Below are 16,169 nucleotides of genomic sequence, written 5' to 3' on the forward strand. Positions count from 1 at the left end.
ATGAATGGCAAAGCGTTTAACGTAGGCGATTGGTGCTGGTTCACCCGGCAGGCATCGCCCTGCCGCGTCATCGAACGGCAGGACGTGTGGGGCGAAGTCGCCTATCGCGTATGGCTACCCGCCAAGGACGCAGTGGTGCGCGCTCGGGCGGTGGACTTGGCACCGCTGGAAAGCGTGCGCCCGAGCGTTGAGCAGATCCTGCACACCACGGCGGCGGCCAAGTTGCTGGATGCGCTGGAGGACAACCTGCTGCTGGCGCCGATCCAATCCAGCGTGGTGCCGCTGCCGCACCAGCTTTACGCGCTGAACCGCGCCATCAGCCGCGACCGCATTCGCTACCTGCTGGCCGATGAGGTGGGCCTCGGTAAGACCATCGAGGCCGGCTTGGTGCTGCGCGAATTGAAATTGCGTGGCCGGGTGAAGCGAATCCTGGTGGTGGCGCCCAAGGGACTGGTGCGCCAGTGGCAGGCTGAGATGCGTCTGCACTTCGGCGAGAAGTTCCAGTTCATCGAGCCGTCCGAGCTGGCGGCCTTCCGGCAGTGGCGCAGTGGCGGCGCGGGCGAGGAAGAGAACCTGTGGCGCATGCACGACCAGGTGATCTGCTCGCTGGACTCGGTGAAGCCGATGGAGAGTCGTCGCGGCTGGAGCCTGGAGCAACTCAACACCTACAACCGCGAGCGCTTCGAGGACCTGATCTCAGCGTCGTGGGATCTGGTCATCATCGACGAAGCCCACCGCATGGGCGGCAGCACCGAGCAAGTGGCCCGCTACAAGCTGGGCGCGGCGCTGGCTGAAGCCACGCCCTATCTCTTGCTGCTGTCGGCCACGCCACACCAGGGCAAGACCGACCAGTTCATGCGGCTGATGCAGTTGCTGGATCGCGAAGCCTTCCCGGACGAGAGCAGCGTCAGCCGCGACCGGGTGCGCCCCTTCGTGATCCGCACCGAAAAGCGCGCATCCATCAACGCCGAGGGCCAACCGCTGTTTAAGCCGCGAGTTACCCGGCTGCAGGCGGTTGCCTGGCAGGCCCGACACGGCGCACAGCAGCGCCTGTACGAGGCGGTGACCGACTATGTGCGCCACGGCTACAACCAGGCCATGGCGGCCAAGCAGCGCCACATCGGCTTCTTGATGATCCTGATGCAGCGGCTGGTGACCTCCAGCACGGCAGCCATCCGCACCACGCTGGAGAAGCGCCAGGCCCTGCTTGATGAGCCACAGCCCCAAGCGAATCTCTTTGAGAACACCAGCCAGGACGAGTGGGCCGATCTCGATGGCCAGTCCCAGGTGGATCTGGCGATGCAGTCCAGCGGTTGGGAGCTGGAGAAGTCCGAAGTCGAGATGCTGTTAGACCTGGCGCGGGAAACGGAGGCCGCTGGCACCGATGCCAAGGCCGAGGCGTTGCTGGAGCTGATCTACAAGCTGCAGCAGGAGGAAGGCGACCCGGCGCTGAAGGTGCTGATCTTCACCGAGTTCGTGCCCACGCAAGCGATGCTGGCCGATTTCCTGGAGAGCCGTGGCTTTTCGGTGACGACGCTCAACGGCAGCATGGATCTGGAGACCCGTACCCGTGCGCAGCAGGCGTTCTCCAAGGATGTGCGCGTGCTGATATCCACCGATGCCGGTGGTGAAGGTTTGAACCTGCAGTTCTGCCACGTCATCGTCAACTTCGACATGCCGTGGAACCCGATGCGGATCGAGCAGCGCATTGGCCGGGTGGACCGTATCGGACAGAAGCACGTGGTCCGCGCCATCAACTTCGTGCTTGAAGACACGGTGGAGCATCGCGTGCGTCAGGTTCTGGAAGAAAAGCTGGAAGTCATTGCGCAGGAGTTTGGCGTCGACAAGGCGGCCGACGTGATGGATTCGGTCGAGGCCGACCCGATCTTCGACGAGCTGTTCGTGCATGGTCTGCAGAACCCGGATGCCATCGAACAGGAATGCGACGCCGTGGTTTCGCAACTGCGATCCACCCTGGCGGAGTCGAAGAAGAACAGCGACCTGCTGACCACAGAGCACGATCTGGACGCCGACGATGCCCGCAAGTGGCGCGACCACCCGGCGCAGTTCTGGCTGGAGCGCGCCATTACCAGCGGGTTGGCTGCGCGCGGCGGCTCGGCAACGAAGGTTGGCAATGCGTGGCGGGTGAAATGGGCGGACGGCAGCGAGTCGGCACAGGCTTGTTTTGACGCCCGCACGGCGGATGAGAACCCGGAGTTGGAATGGGTCACGATGGAAGACCCACGCGCTCGGGCAGTGATCAGCGAGCTGCCGCGCTTTGTCGCTGGTCAGCCGCTTCCGGTAATTCGCGTGACCGGCTTGCCGGATTCAGTACGCGGCATCTGGTCGCTGTGGGAGATCAGTCTGGCGGCTGAAGGCTTGAGCCGGAAACGCTTCCTGCCCGTGTTCATCAACGAGGAAGGCCGGCCCTTCGTACCGACCGCGAAACGCGTATGGGACCTGCTGCTGACTGAAACCGTGGACGTGCATGCCGTGACGGGTGCAGAGGAGTCTGTGAAGTGGTTCGAGGCATCCCATGCGGCAGCCAGTACCCAAGGTGAGCGGATCTTCACCGAACTGTTGACCGAACATCGCGCCCGGCTGAAGGAAGAGCGCGAACGTGCGGTGTATGCGTTCGAGGCACGAAGCCAGGCGATTGGACGAATCGGCTTGCCCGCCGTGCGAGAGCACCGGCGCAAGCGGCTGCAACAAGAACACGATGCACGCATGGCCGCTCTCGATGACATGGAGGCCAGCGTGCCGGATTTGAATGCCGTGATGATGGTGCGCGTCGGAGGTGATGCATGAGCCTTTGGACGGAACGCATCCTGAGCCATTTCACGGCCGATCTCACCCGGCTGTGGGTGGCGTGCGACCCTGACGATGTGTTGCTCGACGAGAAGCTGTTGACCGAGCTACGCGGTCGCGGCTTCGAACTGATGCTGTACGAAGACCCGTTTGCCTTCCGCGCGGAATACGAGGAACGCTATCGCGCGGCATGGGATCGAGGTGAGCCGGGCCCAGCGCCTTCGCTGGTTTTGCATCTGCGCAGCGCCGATGCGAATGCGTTGCCATGGGACATCGTGCATCACGGGCGTGTGGTGCGCCTCAGCCTTGCCGATCTGTTCCCCAAGCTGGCCTACAGCGCCGTGCAACAAGTCGAGCCGGAGCATCTTGCCGGGCTGTTTTATGCCCACCAGACGGAATTGCAGAATGCACGCGGCGAGAACGAGTCTAAGGACTTCATCCTCGAACACGTCTACCAACTGGCGCCGAGGTCGATTCGCAACCCGGTGGACTTCTGGCGCGAGCTGCTGCGAATGCACTTCGCCAACCGCTCATTGCCGCCCCTGTTTGCCCAGCACGCGGCAAGCATCCTTCAGGGCAAGGGACTGTTCCCGGACCTTCCCGTCGCCACATGGCTGGCATCCAAGAGCGCGCTGCTGCGCGTGGTACAGGATGCGTGGTACCGCTATCTGAAGACCCTGGGGCTGGATGGCACGCGCACGGGTGAACCGCCACCGCCAGACTACCTCGCCAAGATCGAGATTCCGTTCGATCACTCCGATGTGCAGGTGCTGGTCGATTCCATGTTCCTCGACGGCAGCTTGCATCCGCTCGCGGTGCACAGTGTTCCGGCGGGGATGCCGAGTTGGATCAAGGCCGGCATCGTCCAGGACCCCGCTGCATTGCAGGCTTTGGTGCTCAAAGGCATCGATGGCCTGATCGAGACGACGCCAACGGCCGCCTCATCGCACAAGGACTGGAGCTGTTGATTCATCAGCACAACTGAGCCAGTGATCACGTTGAATATTGAGCCACTGGGTTGATGGATTCTTTGACTATTCGGTTGTGGATAAGTCTATCGGGTCTGCTGTTTTTCGATCTCCTTTCTGGCTCTTTGGGCGTTGCTTTGGGGGAGCCGCGCCAGCGGCACTGGAGTGCTTGAATCGCCAGCTCTCGTTGCCCGTCTCGACGATGTGGCAATGGTGCGTGAGCCGGTCAAGCAAGGCCGTGGTCATCTTGGCGTCTCCAAAGACGCTGCTCCACTCCGAGAAGGTGAGGTTGGTGGTGATCACCACGCTCGTTCGCTCATAGAGTTTGGAGAGCAGGTGGAACAGCATCGCGCCGCCCGACTGCGTGAATGGCAGGTAGCCCAGTTCATCCAGGATCACCAGATCGACGTACATCAGGCGGTGCGCCATTTGCCCGGCCTTGTTCTGCGCCTTCTCCAGCTCCAGGGCGTTGACCAGCTCCACCGTTGAGAAGAAGCGCACCCGCTTGCCATGCATGCGAATGGCCTCGATCCCCAGGCTCGTGGCCAGGTGGGTTTTACCCGTGCCGGGGCCACCAACCAGCACCACGTTGTGCGCCGACTCCACGAAGCGAAGGGTGTGCAACTGGCGCACCAGTGCTTCGTCGAGCTGCGCGTGGGCGAAGTCAAAGCCGGCGAGGTCACGGTGCGAAGGGAAGCGCGCCACGCGCATCTGGTAAGCCATGGAACGCACCTCACGCTGAGCGGTCTCGGCCTTGATGAGCTGGTGCAGCACGGCCTCATGATCCAGCGACTTCATGCGGGCGGTGCCCAGTACCTCCGGCCAGGCACTGGCCATGCCGTGCAGGCCCAGCGCTTTGAGGGCATCAATGACGTCATGCATGGTCGGACTCCGGTGATGCCTCATGAGGCTGGACGTTGCGCAGTGCGTCGTAGCGCTGCAGGTTGGCCAGTGGCGGCGTGTTGAGCTTGAGCATCGTGGCCACCGGTGGCTCGGGCACGCGCTGCTCCTTCAGACGCGAGAGCACGTTGAGCACGTGCTCGGCACTCACCCGCCCGGACTGCAGCGCCAGCTCTACCGCCACCACCACGGCCTCCAGTCCATGCAGGCTCACCCCCATGAGCACCTGCGCCATCACCCTGTCGCCACCGCTGTGGCGCAGCAACTGGCGCTGCATTTCCTGCAGTGGCTCGGGCATGGTCTTGAAGGGCGCGCCGTTGCGCAGCGCGCCGGGCTTTCGCTCGATGAGCGCGATGTAATGCATCCAGTCGTAGAGCGTCTGATCACGTTCGAAGCTGCGCGCCAGGCGCACCTGTCGCCCATCGGGCCCGACCACCAGCAGGCCATCCGCGTAGGCCCGCAGACTGACCACCGCATGAATCCATTCACACGGCACGCTGTAGCGGTTGCGCTGGAAGTGGATCAGTGCGGTCGCAGAGACCCGTACCGGCTGCTCCACGTAGCCATCAAACGCACGGGGGTTGGGCATGAGACGAGCACGTTCGTCCTGCCAGACATCGGCCACCGTGAGCTGAGTCCATTCCGGGTGACTCATCTCAGCCCAGGCCTTCACGCAGGCCTGCTGCAACCAGTCGTTGAGTTCACCAAGCGTCCCCCAGCGCCGCTCGCTGGCCTCACGCCAGATGTCCTTGCGCCGATCCTGAACGTTCTTCTCCACGACCCCCTTCTCCCAGCCGGCGGCCCGGTTGCAGAACTCCGGCTCGAACAGGTAGTGCCCGGTCATCGCCTCGAAGCGTGCATTGACGCTGCGCTGTTTGCCATGGCCGACCTTGTCCACAGCGGTCTTCATGTTGTCGTAGATGCCCCGCCGGGGCACGCCACCGAAGAGGGCGAACGCCCGTGCGTGCGCATCGAACAGCATCTCGTGCGCTTGGCTGTAGTACGCCACCAGGCAGAAGGCGCGACTGGCCGCCAGCTTGGTGTGTGCCACTTCCAGGCGGCGGCGCAGCCCGCCGATGAACAGGTACTCGCAGCTCCAGTCGAACTGGAACGCCTCGCCCAACTCGAAGCTCAGCGGCACGAACCCCGCACCACGCGCAGCGTTGCCTTGCTCTTGCTGCCAGCGCTGGGCAAAGGCGTAGACCGGCCCTCGGCTGCCGCTGTAGCCCTGCGCGCGCAGCGCCTCAAACATGGCCTTGATCCCGCGTCGATCGCGTTTGCTGCGATGGCTATCGGCCTTGAGCCATTGGCTCAACTGCTCCTTGTACGGATCCAGGATGCTGGGGCCCGACACCCGCTGCGGGTATCGGGGTTCGGCCATCTGCCCGTCTTTGAGCCACTTGGTGGCTGTGTTGCGCGAGATGCCCAGGCGCCGGCTGGCCTCGCGCACCGACACGTCCTGCCTCAGCACGAGGCGGCGTAACTTGCTCAATGTGCTCACGTTGATCACTCCTGCTCCCCCGTGCTGAAAAATTCAGCAGGATAGAGCGGCAACGTGGCTCAAATTTCAACGTGAATGCGTCCCGAAATGGCCCAGCTTTGGAAATGAATCAACATGGAGCGAGTTCGCCAAACGCTACGGTGAGATCCTGGCCCGCACGCATGGTCTGCCAGGTACGGAAGGCAGCGAACACCTGCCGGTGATTCGAGAGCGGATCAAGACCTTGCAGGCGCAATCAGACGAGGGTCTGCGAGCCTGGGTCGCAGCCAAGCATTACGCCGACCTGATCCTGCAGCCGGTGACCAAGGGCCCGGTGATGGTGCACCACGTGCCGCGCTTCTTGCGCCATCGGCGGTCCGCAGGGGAAACCAAGGTGGCTCTACTGGTATTCGACGGGCTGGCCTTCGACCAGTGGGTACAGATCCGCGAGCGCCTGATCGCCACCACGAAACGTTTCGCGTTCGACGAGGGAACCGTGTTTGCATGGCTGCCGACCGTGACGTCGGTGTCGCGTCAGGCGCTGTTCTCCGGGCTGAAACCGCGAGAGTTCGACGACTCCATCGACAGGACGGACAAGGAGGAATCCTTGTGGAAGACGTTCTGGCAGAACGAAGGCGTCAATTCGAATGAGGTGATGTATCGACGCGCGCTGCGTCAGACCCATCAGCTCGACGCACTGGAAGCGGATTTGATCGACCGGCGCCCGAAGGTGGTGGGCCTGGTCATCGATGAGGTGGACGATCGGCTCCACAAGGAGCGCTCCAAGAAGGACGTGGCGATGTGGATTGGGAACTGGTTGACGACCGGTTTCGTCGACCGGCTGTTCTCGCTGCTGCTGGACAAGGGATACCACATCTATCTCACGGCGGACCACGGCAACGTGGAGTCCACCGGCGTCGGCAGGCCCAGCCAGGGCGTGATTGCTGAGACGCGCGGAGAGCGCGTCCGGGTCTACCGGAGTGAGCCATTGCTGGCCGATTCCGCTGCGGCCTATCCCACCACAGTCAGGTTGGACATCGCTGGACTGCCCGCGAACTTCATGCCCCTATTCGCGGGCGGACGAACCGCCTTTGTGCCCGAGGGCGAGCAGGTAGTGGTCCACGGCGGGGTGTCGGTCGAAGAGTTGATCGTGCCCTTTGTGAAAGTCAGTTATGTGATTGGTACCGAATGAATTCATCAGCCCCAAAAATAGGCTTTGATCGGTTCATTCAGCTTGATTGGGCGGCTGCGGCACTGAATGTTCGTGCAGGCGTGGCTGGGCTAGATGATCTGAATGCACTGCTTGATGCAGCCGAACTTGGCGTGGAAGCCAAGAAAAAAACACGCACCGTACTGAATCGGCTGTGGCTGGAGCCGCGCGCCGAACTGGTCGATTACGCGGATCGCGGCGTGGCCATCCACAAGACGCAGCCGGACATACCTGTCGCGGCGCTGTGCTGGGGCATGTCCGTGGCGACGTACCCGTTCTTTGGCAAGGTGGCCGAGCTGGTGGGCCGCTTGTCCGCCATTCAGGGCGACTGTGCGTCCGCCGAGGTCCATCGGCGCATGAGTGAAACCTATGGGGAGCGCGAAGGCACCCGGCGTATGACCAACATGGTCATCCAGAGCCAGGCGAGCTGGGGCGCTGTGGAGCGGGTCGAGAAAGGCAAGCGCGTCATTCGCTTGCCACAGACGAGTATCGACAACGATGCGCTCACTGCTTGGCTGATCGAAGCTGCTGTGCGCTACGCAGGTAAGCCCGTTTCAGTACCCAGTCTGCAGTCGCTGCCCGTGCTGTTCCCGTTCAACTTGACGCGGCCTCTGGCCTACGTGGTGTCGAACAGCCCGAACCTCGACCTCCGGTCGGAAGGCCCGAGTAACCAGTTCGTCGCTTTGCGCGCCACCCTCTGAGGACAGACATGAATACAAAAACAGACAGCACAGGCGCGCAAGCAAATTGGTTCGTCGGCGCGAGCTATGGCGGTACTGATGATCAGATGCCGCGATTTCTTGCAGAAGGAATTTGGGAGAACGGCTACGACGACAAGCTCCTCGATGTGGTGCGTTCCATGCGCCCGGGAGAGCGGATCGCCATCAAGTCGTCTTACACGCGAAAGCACGGTCTGCCATTCGATAGCCGAGGCCGGGCGGTTTCGGTTATGGGCATCAAGGCGGTCGGCACGATCACCGAAAACCTGAACGACGGGAAGCGGGTGAAGGTGGACTGGGCCAAGGTCGAGCCGGTACGGGAATGGTACTTCTACACTCACCGAGCAACGATCTGGCGCGTGCTGCCCGGCGAATGGATGAACGATGCGCTGATTGCATTTGCGTTTGACGGCAAGCCGCAGGATGTAGATCGCTTTCGCAACGAGCCCTTTTGGCGGGAGCGTTACGGCACGACTTCGCCAGAAAAGCAGCGCTTCGAGTGGACGGACTTCTACGAGGCAGTGGCCGAAAAGCTGCTGGTCCACGCAGACGATCGAACTCCGCTCATCGAGGGCATCCACGAGATCGCGTCCCGGGTGCCGGGGCTGACCTATCTCCAGGATAAGTTTCCCGATGGAACCAGTGGTCCGCTGCGGGACATTTGCCCTTTCACCACGATGGGCACCTTTAACCGGTCCATGACCGATGCCAACCGCAAGACCATCGCGGGCGAACTTGCCAAGTTGCTGGGTGTGACGGTGCCGGTCCCGCTTTCATTCGAAGGCATTCCCGTTCTCAACAACCAACGTTCCTGGTTTTTCGCCTATGCCGACAAGCGTGGTGCGGGCGACATCGACGCGCTATGGAAGGTATTCGTTGCCGCGAGCAAGATGGTCGATGGCGACCAGTTGGACACTCGCGATGCCTTCATCCGGGCTTATGACGAGGCAACCCAAGTGTGGGGTGTCGCATGGAACCTTTCGACAGGTCTCTACTGGGCGCATCCGTGGGAATTCCTGACCCTTGATAGCCAGTCGCGCCACTACATCAACAAGCGGCTCGGCCTGAATGTCGCCATCAGTGGTCAGCAAGGCCCATGTGATGGTCGGGCCTATCTGAAGCTGCTGGACGATTTGCGTTCGCGCTTCGGCGAAGACGGCTATCCGGTCCACAGTTTCCCGGACTTGTCGCTTGCGTCCTGGATGTACAAAGATCCGGTTGACGAGCCTGTGCCGGCTGGCGATATCGGTACCAATGCCGGAGCAGAACAGGAAACTGAAGGTGAAGTTCGCGAAGCCTTTCAGGTGGCAGCGCCAATCGTTCCCTACTCGGTGGAGGACATCCTCAAGGACGGCTGTTTCCTGGAGCGGGCCGAGATTGACCGCTTGCTCGATCGTCTGCGCACAAAAAAGAACCTCATCCTTCAGGGGCCTCCGGGCACGGGCAAGACCTGGCTAGCCAAACGGCTCGCGTTCGCGCTGATGGGGCAGAAGGACGACAGCAAGGTCCGCGCAGTGCAGTTCCACCCCAACCTGTCCTACGAGGACTTTGTTCGAGGATGGCGCCCCACTGGCGAAGGCAAGTTGTCGCTGGCGGACGGTGTCTTCATGGAAGCCATCAAGGCTGCATCGAAGGAGCCTTCGTCGAAGTTTGTCGTGGTGATCGAGGAGATCAACCGTGGAAACCCGGCGCAGATCTTCGGCGAGTTGCTGACGCTGCTTGAGGCGGGCAAACGGACGCCCAACGAAGCGCTGGAACTCTGTTATCCGGATGCGGACGGCAAACGACGTCCCGTCCATATTCCCGAGAATCTCTATGTGGTCGGCACCATGAATATTGCCGACCGATCACTTGCACTGGTCGATCTGGCATTGCGTCGCCGCTTTGCTTTCGTTGGGCTGGAGCCAAGACTGGGCCAGGTTTGGCGGGATTGGGTGGTCAAGGAGTGTGCTGTCGATCCGGGCTTGGTCGCGGATATCGAGCGCCGTATCGCCGAGCTGAACGACCAGATCGCGGCGGACGCGCGCCTTGGCAAGCAATTCCGAATTGGTCACAGCTATGTGACCCCTGCACATCGACTGGAAGCCGGAGACACGAAGAAGTGGTTCCTGCAGGTCGTGGAAACGGAGATCGGCCCGTTGCTGGATGAATACTGGTTCGACGCGCCCGACGAAGCACAAAAGGCGATTGCACGGCTGACGCAGGGCTGGTGATGACCGCCGTCGCAGAACAGGTGGAAAGTGCATCCATGAGCGCTGAGGGTTTCATCGGACGCATTCCGGTGCGCAACCTCTGGCTGCTGATGCTCTACGCCTCTGACCTGTTCCGCACTCGCGGCATCGGCAAGATCGGCTTGGAAGACAGCCCGGACGATCTACCGGATCTAGTCGCGGAGATCCTTGCCCACGCGGTTGAGCTGCGACAGCGTCGCCGCTTGAGTCTTGGATATCGATCTCGTGACGCAGTCATCAATCGCGTGCGTGGCCGGATCGACGTCCTGACCACCGAACGCCATCAGTTGATGGATAGAGGCTTGGTGGCGTGCCGGTTCGACGAACTCACCATCGACACCCCACGCAATCGTTTCGTACGAGCAGCATTGGAGTCCATCTCCACGATCGTTCAGAGGAAGGACGTTGCCCATCGGTGCCGCGCACTTGCGGGTGGCATGAAGGCAATGGGTGTATCAGGGGACGCACCGACCCGCGCCCAAATGAGCACCGATCGTTTCGGCCGTAACGATGCGGACGACCGGTTCATGGTGGCAGCCGCAAAGCTGGCGTTCGACCTAGTGCTACCTACGGAGGCGTCGGGTGCGAATGTGCTCTCTCTGCCGGACAGAGAAGCGACGTGGGTACGCCGTTTGTTCGAGCGGGCGGTGGGCGGCTTCTACGAAGTCGTATTGAGTCCGCAGGGCTGGCGGGTGCTATGCGGCGGGACGATGGGCTGGCAGATCGAGCAGAAGACGGCGGGGATCGACAAGATCCTGCCGACGATGCGAACTGATGTCGTGCTCGACCACCCGTCATCCGGGCAGAGGATCGTCATCGATACCAAGTTCACCTCGATTGTGACGAGCGGTTGGTACCGTGAGGAAACCCTACGCAGCGGATACGTGTACCAGATCTACGCCTATCTGCGCTCCCAGGTTGGGTGCGGTGATGCGCTTGCGGATCACGCGAGTGGATTGTTGTTGCATCCCGCGATCGGCCAGATGGTCGACGAGACAGTGCTGATCCAGGGGCACGCCATTCGATTTGCCACTGTGGATTTGACGGCAACTCCTGCGGACATCCGAGCGCAACTGCTGCGACTCTGCGTGCCAGACCACGCGATGAATACGGGCGCGTGAAAGAACATGGACAGAATCGAAATCGACACTTGGGCAGACATCAGCGCGGAAAGTTGGAATTCCCTCCTTCTGGGCAACGGCGCCAGCATCGCCATCCACAAGGAGTTTGCCTATCCAACACTTCACAGCGTTGCTGACGCAAAAGGGTTGCTCGCAACCACCGCGCCAATATTCGCCAAGCTCGGCACGACCGACTTCGAACATGTTCTGCTCGCCTGCTGGTATGCCGAGCACGTCAACGTTGCCTTGGGGACTCCGTCTGCCGACATCTCTGCGGCATATGCGGAAGTGCGAACAGCGCTGATCGAAGCTGTGCACAGCGTGCATCCGATACATGCCGATGTCGCCGCCGAATTACAACGGGTCGGTACATTCGCGAGCGCGTTCCCGACTGTCGTCAGCCTGAACTACGACCTCACCTTGTACTGGGCCATGCTGCTGTTCAATGCAGCAAACGGTAGCTGGTTCAAGGATGCCTTCCATCACGGTGAATTTCAGACGGACTGGGAGTACCTCCGGAGGCCATATGGGCACGCCGCCGGAGCAACGCTGGTTTTCTACCCGCACGGCAGTCTTTCTGTGGCTCGCGACTACATTGGTGACGAGACAAAGATCGCGGCATCCACTGGCGCGACGGGCGATTTGCTCGAAGCGATAACCCGAAAGTGGTCGTCCGGGCACTACGTACCGGTGTTTGTTAGCGAAGGAACCAGCAAGGAGAAAGTCGCCGCGATTCGCCGGAGTCACTACCTGACGAACGTGTACGAGGAAGTCCTGCCAGCGATCGGCGAGAGTTTGGTCGTTTATGGCTGGAGCTTTGACGAACGGGACCAGCATGTGCTTGATGCAATCTCGGCGAATACGCCGAAGCGAATGGCTGTCTCGGTGTTCACGGGTCAACCAGACGGAGATCAGCAGGCGTTCTGCCATCAGGTGCTCAAGGCCACTGGCTGGTCCTTGCCTGGTACAGAGGTCACGTTCTTCGATTCGCGGAGCCCGGGTTGCTGGAACAATCCATGATGACGTGCTGAGCACTACTGCTCGCCGGCAACCTTCATCTCCCTGATCAACGTTTGCAGCGCCCTCAGTTGCTCGGCGTTCTCGTGGCAGATCTGGTAGTTAGCGGCAACGGTTCCAGCGACGGCAGAGAGCGCAATGCCTGCGGCGGCCGCATCAGCATCTCGGGCGGGCTCGGGCAGCTCACCGGCGGCGGCAGCGTCGTGCAGGCGCACAAAGCCACGGTTGATAGTGCAAGCAGCATCGGCTTGAACGGGCACATAGACAGGAACCTCCTTGATGATGGTGTCGCCCTTCTCGCGGACGACGCGGACGCGGTCGACGTATTCGGTGACGACCTTGACGGTGGCTTGTGCCTGACGCTCGCGGATGGCGGCGGTTTGCAGGGTTTGTTGCTGGGCGGCGGCGTCCCACTGCGCTTGCACGTGGCCCGCGCCCTTGATCCAGCCGAAGCCAATCAGCGCAACAGCCAGAGCAGCGATGGCCAGCCAGCGGTAAGGCCACGGAATCAGGTTCATGGCGTTTCCCCGAGGCATTGGCGGTACTCGGCCTGCCGCCGCGTGGCCAACCCGCCGCACAGCTGCGCATTGGTGGGCAGCGCGCAGTCCTTACCCTGGAAGAAGCGCCAGCGCAGCAGTTCGGCGCAGGCCCCGGCGTAGTCCTCGGCGTTGAGTTTCCTGACCAGCGTGGATTGGCAGAACGCGCGGCTGCCGACGTTGTAGGAGAAACTCACCAGCGCGTCGTACTCGTTCTGGGCCAGCGGCACGGTGACGCATTGCTTCAATGCACCCTCGAACTGCTGCACGTCGGTGAGTGCCCGGGCCAGCGCCTTCGGCGGCGTGGTGGTGTCGCCCAGCTTCACTCCGGTGGTGGTACCGAACCCGATGGTCGGCACATCGCCCTTGACCGGAATCACTGCGCGGTCGGTGTAGCCCTCGTGAAGCACGATGCCGACCAGCGCTGCAGCGGACAGCGTGAGCGCGGCCACTGTCCGGCGTTGCGGCGGCCGGATCATCGGTGCATCTCCGGCTGCGCGACCAAGCGGGCGATGGCCGCGCCGATGCTGGCACTGAAGGCCAACAGCACGAACACGCCACGCGGCAGCACGTCCCCGAGCAGTGGCACCACCACTTCCGCCGCCGTGAAGATGGCGGCGACGATAGACAGTCGGATGCTCCAGGCGCGGCGCGCGATTTTTCGCCAGTCGTCGAGCAGGCAGATCTTGCGGGTGGCCGTCATGGCGCACCTCCCATCAGCTTCAACTTGATAGCGGCCCCCACCAGAAGCGCGGCCAGGATGCCGGTGGTGATGACCTTGACGGTGGTCTGCCACGCCGTGCGACGCGCATCACGCCAGGCTTCCAGCAGGTCGCGCAGCTCGCGGATGTCTTTCGCGGCGTGGCCGTTTTCGAGGCCGAGATGGGACAGCACGCGCTCGGCACCGCGTTCAGCGGCGCGGTCCAGCAACTCGTCAAAGTCCTCGCGGCGCAGCAGGAGCATGTTCTCCACGAGTGCTGCGGGTTGTTGTTCGGGTTCAGTCATTGCGGTTCTCCAGAAATGCGAAACCCGCCTGATGCGTGAGCACCAAGGCGGGTTCGAGGTCAGCAGGAAGGTTGGACGTCAGATCTCGATGAGCTCCAGCGGCAGTGAGGGGGCAATGCCCTCGATCACTTCGTCGCGCACGAACACGGTCTGACCCACGGTTGCGTTGCCACGCGCGCGGATCAGGCCGCCACCGGGTAGAACCACCAAAGCGATACCGGAGCCGACCTCGAGCACGGTGCCTGCTTGCAGCGGTGCGTCAGGCAGCAACTGCCGAAACTGCTGGTAGAGGTTATGCATAGCTCTGCACTCCCAGGGTCTGCCAGACCTCTGGCAAGCCTGCGTCAATGCGAGTCGAGCGCACCAGCCCCAGCCGCGCCACGCCACCGTCCTGGTAGGCGATGAAAGCGCCCGGTTCGATGATTCCGGTTTCGGGTAGCACCGGCAGACGCAGCGTGACCTCGATCTGGCGACCTGTGTCCGACAGCACCGCAATGCCGCGCTGGCGTGCCGCCGCCGCTTGGGTGATCAGCGCATCGACCACCATCGGCGCGAGCACATCGCCCGCCGTGCCGGTGCGCGTGACCTGTCCAAGCACACCCGTCTCCTGGCCTGCCACGAACACGCGGTTGTAGGCGGGCTTGTCGATCCAGCGCAGCGATTCGCGCCCCACGGTGTCCACTGGCAGCACGAAGTCCGGCGTCACATCCGTCCACCAGTCCCACGGCACCACCGGGTAGCGATGGCGCACGCGCAGAATCTTGTCGGACGGATGCGGCAGCAGGTAGCCGCCGGCTGCTCCGACGATGGTGGTCAGTGCCTCGATCCACGTGCCTTGCTTGGCGAACACGCCGGTGGGCACCAGCCAGTCGGTCAGCGCCCAATCCACTGTCCAGCCCAGCGGGATGCCGTTGAACGTCAGCACGTCCTCCATCAGCTGCTGCGCGCTGCGCGGCTCGGTGTTGGAAAAGGCGATGACCGGTGCGTAGGGAGCGGCCAACATCGCGCTGCGCCCGCGTCCCGAGAGGCGGATGCTGGCGTCGCCGAACGCACGCTCGCGGCTCAGATTCTCGGCTAGGACATGGAAGGCCGTGCCGTTGATCGTGGCGATCAGTTCCACGGGCCCCGCGCCCTGACCGTCAATGTTTTCGGGCACCACCAGAGACTCAGCCACCTGCGGTAGCGTGGCCTCGAAGCCCCATGCCCACGAATCGGCATCCAGCGATAGCGATAGGCCCAGCACCGGTACCGGCGTGCCATCGGGCCAGCGCGTCAGCGTCACCTCATTGATCACGAAATACACCCTCCGGATGGGAACGGGCACCGACCCGGCCTGCGGCTGGTCGTAGTGCTCGCAGACGAACAAGAGGTCGCCATCGGTGGCGGCGGCCTCGGCAAACAGCAAATGCCCGTTCGGTGCGTAACAAGCTGGGGGCACTGGCGGCACGAACGGCACCGCCGGATGGCGACCCGGTCGGGGGCGCATCGCCGCCTGCCAGAGCGCCCCCCACCAGCGGCGCAGGTAGACCGCGCTGCGGATGCCTTCGGCGTGGAAATGCCCGGCGTACCGATTCGCCTCCTGATAGGGTGATGCAGCCGCAAACCGGCGGTCGCGCCAGCCGTCCTGGTGCCGGATGGCCCAGTTCAGCCACTCTGCATGGATGGCCTCGTCGAAGGCCGTTCTACGCGCCGTGCGCAGCCGGATGGCGTCGGCTTGGCCCAAGCTCGCACCGGACTGCACGGGCGCAGCCCCTTGGTGCCACGTTTGTCGGGCCAGGGGGGCGCGCACGCGCGTGCTGGTGCGGCGGTTTTCCACGCCGATCACCCAAGGCCCAGCGCTCTGCCACTGAGCGCGCGAAGCCTCGTGCAGGTGTGATGTAGCCTCGCGCCGATCCACGGCACCGTTGCTGTGCCTGCTGGCGTGCTGCCAGCGGGTCGAACTCTGCCCAGTGATGGGGCGCACCGCGTAGGACTGATACCGTGCCTCAGCCAGCATCCCCAGCGGCGGGAAGTTGCCCACCAGCGCCACATCCGTGCGTGTTACCGCCTGCGCCGTGAATGTCAGTGCGGGTAGCGCCGACTGCAACGCGGCGTTGGCGTTTGGAATCGCCGTAGCTGTGAAGCTCAGTTCGGGCAGCGTGGCGGCGAGTATCAAGTCGCCGGGATTGCTCATC

13 protein-coding genes and 2 pseudogenes are annotated in these 16,169 nt (G+C 62.7%); 7 read left to right on the forward strand and 8 right to left on the reverse strand.

Going from position 1 to position 16,169, the window contains the following annotated elements; translation table 11 throughout:
* Together H6927_16590 and pglZ (H6927_16595) are read left to right on the forward strand one after the other, a co-directional pair.
* Entirely contained in the window at positions 1–2,808 is a 2,808-nt protein-coding gene (locus H6927_16590; GenBank protein MCP5219707.1) for a DEAD/DEAH box helicase family protein, read from the forward strand.
* Positions 2,805–3,770 (forward strand): annotated as a pseudogene (gene pglZ, locus H6927_16595) (BREX-3 system phosphatase PglZ). The gene H6927_16590 and the pseudogene pglZ (H6927_16595) overlap by 4 nt, the downstream one beginning before the upstream one ends.
* A 72-nt stretch (positions 3,771–3,842) precedes the next feature.
* Here the strand turns inward: pglZ (H6927_16595) and H6927_16600 are convergent.
* The gene (locus tag H6927_16600) at positions 3,843–4,682 is read right to left on the reverse strand and encodes an ATP-binding protein (protein ID MCP5219708.1); all 840 of its coding nucleotides are present in this window, start codon (positions 4,680–4,682) and stop codon (positions 3,843–3,845) included.
* A complete protein-coding gene (locus H6927_16605) occupies positions 4,651–6,177 on the reverse strand; it encodes an IS21 family transposase (protein ID MCP5219709.1) in 1,527 nt (508 codons plus the stop codon). Before H6927_16605 ends, H6927_16600 begins: the two co-directional genes overlap by 32 nt.
* Before the next feature lie 115 nt (positions 6,178–6,292).
* On the opposite strand from H6927_16605, the pseudogene pglZ (H6927_16610) reads away from it, so the two are divergent.
* From pglZ (H6927_16610) to H6927_16630, 5 genes and pseudogenes are all read left to right on the forward strand, one after another.
* A pseudogene (pglZ, locus tag H6927_16610) lies at positions 6,293–7,348 on the forward strand (BREX-3 system phosphatase PglZ).
* Positions 7,345–8,067 (forward strand): hypothetical protein, encoded by a 723-nt coding sequence (locus tag H6927_16615; protein ID MCP5219710.1) that lies wholly within the window; start codon positions 7,345–7,347, stop codon positions 8,065–8,067. The pseudogene pglZ (H6927_16610) and the gene H6927_16615 overlap by 4 nt, the downstream one beginning before the upstream one ends.
* 8 nt (positions 8,068–8,075) lie before the next feature.
* The gene (locus H6927_16620) at positions 8,076–10,298 is read left to right on the forward strand and encodes an AAA family ATPase (GenBank protein ID MCP5219711.1); all 2,223 of its coding nucleotides are present in this window, start codon (positions 8,076–8,078) and stop codon (positions 10,296–10,298) included.
* Positions 10,298–11,437, forward strand: coding sequence for a 5-methylcytosine-specific restriction endonuclease system specificity protein McrC (mcrC, locus tag H6927_16625; GenBank protein ID MCP5219712.1), 1,140 nt, complete (start codon positions 10,298–10,300; stop codon positions 11,435–11,437). Before H6927_16620 ends, mcrC begins: the two co-directional genes overlap by 1 nt.
* Positions 11,438–11,443: 6 nt before the next feature.
* Positions 11,444–12,457, forward strand: a complete 1,014-nt coding sequence (locus H6927_16630) for a DUF4917 family protein (protein ID MCP5219713.1) — start codon at positions 11,444–11,446, stop codon at positions 12,455–12,457.
* Positions 12,458–12,471: 14 nt separating this feature from the next.
* Here H6927_16630 and H6927_16635 read toward each other — a convergent pair whose 3' ends face one another.
* From H6927_16635 to H6927_16660, 6 genes are all read right to left on the reverse strand, one after another.
* Positions 12,472–12,972: a hypothetical protein gene (locus H6927_16635; protein MCP5219714.1), complete on the reverse strand. Its 501-nt coding sequence runs from the start codon at positions 12,970–12,972 to the stop codon at positions 12,472–12,474.
* Positions 12,969–13,469: a lysozyme gene (locus H6927_16640; GenBank protein MCP5219715.1), complete on the reverse strand. Its 501-nt coding sequence runs from the start codon at positions 13,467–13,469 to the stop codon at positions 12,969–12,971. Before H6927_16640 ends, H6927_16635 begins: the two co-directional genes overlap by 4 nt.
* On the reverse strand, positions 13,466–13,693 hold the full coding sequence (locus H6927_16645; protein MCP5219716.1) for a hypothetical protein: 228 nt from the start codon (positions 13,691–13,693) through the stop codon (positions 13,466–13,468). The genes H6927_16640 and H6927_16645 overlap by 4 nt, the downstream gene beginning before the upstream one ends.
* Positions 13,690–13,995, reverse strand: a complete 306-nt coding sequence (locus tag H6927_16650) for a hypothetical protein (GenBank protein MCP5219717.1) — start codon at positions 13,993–13,995, stop codon at positions 13,690–13,692. Before H6927_16650 ends, H6927_16645 begins: the two co-directional genes overlap by 4 nt.
* A 78-nt stretch (positions 13,996–14,073) precedes the next feature.
* Positions 14,074–14,295 carry a hypothetical protein gene (locus tag H6927_16655; protein MCP5219718.1) on the reverse strand — a complete coding sequence of 74 codons (222 nt, stop codon included), beginning with the start codon at positions 14,293–14,295 and terminating at the stop codon, positions 14,074–14,076.
* A complete protein-coding gene (locus tag H6927_16660; GenBank protein ID MCP5219719.1) occupies positions 14,288–16,168 on the reverse strand; it encodes a hypothetical protein in 1,881 nt (626 codons plus the stop codon). Before H6927_16660 ends, H6927_16655 begins: the two co-directional genes overlap by 8 nt.
* Position 16,169: the final 1 nt, after the last annotated feature.

The sequence above is a fragment of the Burkholderiaceae bacterium genome, assembly GCA_024235995.1.
In the GTDB taxonomy this organism is placed as follows: domain Bacteria; phylum Pseudomonadota; class Gammaproteobacteria; order Burkholderiales; family Burkholderiaceae_C; genus Ottowia.